Below are 3847 nucleotides of genomic sequence, written 5' to 3'. Positions count from 1 at the left end.
GGCGAAGCCCGTCGTGCAACAACTTCAGTCAAAGACGCCAACTTCGTCGAAGCAGAAGAAGAGTAGTCCCTTACATTGAGTGTATCGCCAACGCGCCTTCGGGCGCGTTTTTTGTTGACAGGGTGAAAACAGTACGGGTACTTTACTGACGTAGCCAAAGGAAAATTACATGAAACTTGTCCCGTTCTTCTTCGCATTCTTTTTTACCTTCCCCTGAATGGGAGGCGTTTCGTCGTGTGATAAAGAATGCGAAGACGAACAATAAGGCCTCCCACAACGGGGGGCCTTTTTTATTGATAACAAGAAAGGCAACACTATGACATCGGAAAACCCATTGCTGGCGCTGCGCGATAAAATCAGTTCGCTGGATGAAAAATTACTGGCCCTGCTGGCTGAACGGCGTGGGCTGGCCGTAGAAGTCGGTAAAGCTAAACTGCTTTCACATCGTCCGGTACGTGATATCGACCGCGAACGCGATCTGTTAGACCGGCTGATTCAGCTTGGCAAAGCGCATCATCTCGACGCGCACTATATCACCCGCCTGTTCCAACTGATTATCGAAGACTCCGTTCTGACGCAGCAGGCTCTGCTCCAGCAACACCTGAACAAAATTAACCCCCATTCCGCGCGCGTCGCCTTCCTTGGACCAAAAGGCTCATACTCACACCTCGCCGCACGTCAGTATGCTGCCCGTCATTTTGAACAATTCATTGAAAGCGGCTGCGCGAAATTTGCCGATATCTTTAATCAGGTCGAAACCGGACAAGCTGACTATGCGGTCGTCCCGATTGAAAACACCAGCTCCGGTGGGATTAACGACGTCTACGACCTGCTGCAGCACACCAGTCTGTCTATCGTTGGCGAGATGACTATTACAATTGACCACTGCGTACTGGTGTCCGGCACAACCGATCTCGAAACTATTGATACGGTATACAGCCATCCGCAACCGTTCCAGCAGTGCAGCAAATTTCTGAGCCGTTATCCGCACTGGAAGATTGAGTACACCGAAAGCACCTCTGCGGCGATGGAAAAAGTTGCACAGGCTAACTCTCCGCGCGTAGCGGCGCTGGGCAGCGAGGCCGGAGGCGTACTGTATGGTCTGCAAGTTCTTGAGCACATTGAGGCCAATCAGTCGCAAAACATCACCCGCTTCGTGGTGCTGGCGCGCAAGGCAATCAACGTTTCCGACCAGGTTCCGGCGAAAACCACGCTGCTGATGGCGACAGGCCAGCAGGCAGGCGCCCTGGTTGAGGCATTGCTGGTACTGCGCAACCATAATCTGATTATGACCAAGCTGGAATCACGTCCGATTCACGGCAATCCATGGGAGGAGATGTTTTATCTCGATATCCAGGCCAATCTGGAATCCCCCCAAATGCAAAAGGCATTAAAGGAATTGGGTGAGATTACACGTTCGATGAAGGTGCTGGGATGTTATCCGAGCGAAAACGTGGTGCCGGTCGATCCGAGTTAACGTGACAATGCCGGATGGCGCTAAGCTTATCCGGCATCTTACTTAAGGACGGCTGTCATTCGCCTGGCGCAACAAAGTACGGCTTTCGCTCTGGAAGCGTTTCGCATAATCGCCAAACCAGTGCTCCACCTTACGGAAGCTGTCGATAAACGCTTGCTTATCGCCCTGCTCCAGTAAACCAATCGCCTCACCAAAACGTTGATAGTAGCGTTTGATCAGCGCAAGGTTGCTCTCAGACGACATAATGATATCGGCATACAGCTGCGGATCCTGGGCAAACAGGCGTCCAACCATCGCCAGTTCAAGGCGATAAATCGGCGAAGAGAGCGCCAGCAATTGTTCCAGTTGCACGTTTTCTTCCGCCAGGTGCAGACCATAGGCGAAGGTCGCAAAGTGACGCAAGGCCTGAATAAACGCCATATTCTGGTCGTGTTCAACGGCGCTGATCCGATGCAGCCGCGCGCCCCAGACCTGAATCTGTTCCAGGAACCACTGATAGGCTTCCGGCTGACGTCCATCACACCAGACAACCACCTGTTTTGCCAGACTGCCGCTGTCCGGACCAAACATGGGATGTAATCCCACCACCGGACCATCGTGCGCTGCCAGCATCGCCTGTAAAGGACCATTTTTTACCGATGCCAAATCGACCAGGATACAGTCAGACGGCAGACGCGGTAATTTAGCGATCACCTGCTCGGTGACGTGGATCGGCACGCTGACGATCACCATGCCTGCATCAGAGACGATCTCCGACGCGCGATCCCAGTCCTGCTGTTCCAGGATCCGCACCTGATAACCTGACAGAGTGAGCATTTTTTCGAAAAGACGCCCCATCTGACCACCGCCGCCGACGATCACTACCGGTCGTAGGGAAGGACAAAGCGTTTTGAATCCTTTGTCATTTTCACTGGAGTAGGACTCGCGCATAACCCGGCGCAGCACATCTTCAATCAGATCCGGCGGTACGCCAAGGGCTTCCGCTTCCGCGCGGCGTGAAGCCAGCATAGAGGCCTCCCGCTCCGGCACGTAAATCGGCAGCCCAAAGCGGCTTTTTACTTCACCGACTTCAGCAACCAGCTCCAGGCGGCGTGCCAGCAAATCCAGCAGCGCCTTGTCGACTTCATCAATTTGATCGCGTAATGCGGTCAATTCAGCAACCATAACCAACCTCTTATGCTACACGCGCCGACAGCTGGCCGTTTAAATCCTGGCTAATTTCACGCAGTAGCGCATCCGTCATTTCCCAGCTAATGCATGCATCGGTTACGGACACGCCGTATTTCATTGCGCTGCGCGGCTGTTCGGAAGACTGGTTGCCTTCATGAATATTACTTTCAATCATCAAACCAATGATCGAGCGATTGCCATCTTTGATTTGCGCAATCACGGATTCAGCCACGGCAGGCTGACGGCGGTAATCTTTATTGGAGTTACCATGACTGCAATCTACCATCAGGGAAGGTCTTAGTCCCGCCTGTTCCATCTCTTTTTCGCACTGGGCAACATCTGCCGGGCTGTAGTTCGGCGCTTTGCCGCCACGCAGGATCACATGACCGTCCGGATTGCCCTGAGTTTGCAGCAGCGCTACCTGCCCTGCCTGGTTAATACCGACAAAACGGTGTGACTGCGCCGCGGCACGCATGGCGTTGATCGCGGTTGCCAGGCTACCGTCAGTGCCGTTCTTAAAGCCAACCGGCATCGAAAGACCAGAAGCCATTTCACGGTGAGTCTGTGATTCCGTGGTACGCGCACCGATTGCCGACCAGCTAAACAGATCGCCCAGGTATTGTGGGCTATTAGGATCCAGGGCTTCAGTTGCCAGCGGGAGTCCCATATTTACCAGTTCAAGCAGCAGTTGACGCGCAATTTTCAGTCCAGCTTCAACATCAAAAGAGCCATCCATATGAGGATCGTTAATTAACCCTTTCCAACCAACGGTAGTACGGGGTTTTTCAAAATAGACGCGCATCACCAGGTAGAGGTTATCGCTGACCTCTGCGGCAAGGGCTTTAAATCGACGAGCGTACTCAATTGCCATTTCAGGATCGTGAATGGAGCACGGACCACATACCACCAGCAGACGCGGATCGCGACCGGAGATAATATCTGAAATGGTTTTACGCGACTGGGCGATTTGCGCCTCTTGTGCCTGGCTCAGCGGAAATTCAGCTTTCAGCTGTTCCGGAGTCATCAGAACCTGTTCGTCGGTAATATGTACGTTGTTCAGCGCGTCTTTTTGCATGATGGTGATCCTGTTTAGCTCGTTTGCGATAGTTGATCCTCAGCGAGGAGGAAATAACGATATCACAATAGGTAAAGATTTCAATCCATAATCCGTAAATTTTAATTTACAGCGCTCTATTAAGT

General features: G+C 52.5%; 4 protein-coding genes and 1 other annotated feature. Of the genes, 2 read left to right on the top strand and 2 right to left on the bottom strand.

The annotated features are described in order from the left end of the window. Positions 1–168 precede the first annotated feature (168 nt). Positions 169–294, top strand: a sequence feature (Phe leader region). Next, positions 170–217 (top strand): pheA operon leader peptide PheL, encoded by a 48-nt coding sequence (gene pheL / locus KQJ18_RS22505; RefSeq protein ID WP_100250063.1) that lies wholly within the window; start codon positions 170–172, stop codon positions 215–217. It overlaps the preceding feature by 48 nt. Positions 295–316: 22 nt before the next feature. Beyond that, complete coding sequence (pheA, locus tag KQJ18_RS22500) at positions 317–1477, top strand: bifunctional chorismate mutase/prephenate dehydratase (protein ID WP_121529415.1); 1161 nt, start codon at positions 317–319, stop codon at positions 1475–1477. A gap of 42 nt (positions 1478–1519) precedes the next feature. On the opposite strand, the gene tyrA is transcribed toward pheA, so the two are convergent. Further along, entirely contained in the window at positions 1520–2641 is a 1122-nt protein-coding gene (gene tyrA / locus KQJ18_RS22495) for a bifunctional chorismate mutase/prephenate dehydrogenase (RefSeq protein WP_038642745.1), read from the bottom strand. Positions 2642–2651: 10 nt separating this feature from the next. Then, on the bottom strand, positions 2652–3722 hold the full coding sequence (aroF, locus tag KQJ18_RS22490) for a 3-deoxy-7-phosphoheptulonate synthase AroF (RefSeq protein ID WP_042313300.1): 1071 nt from the start codon (positions 3720–3722) through the stop codon (positions 2652–2654). Positions 3723–3847 lie beyond the last annotated feature (125 nt).

Source organism: Citrobacter sp. S55_ASV_140, from assembly GCF_018919505.1.
GTDB lineage: Bacteria > Pseudomonadota > Gammaproteobacteria > Enterobacterales > Enterobacteriaceae > Citrobacter > Citrobacter werkmanii.
This window is presented reverse-complemented; position numbering and strand designations above follow the sequence as displayed.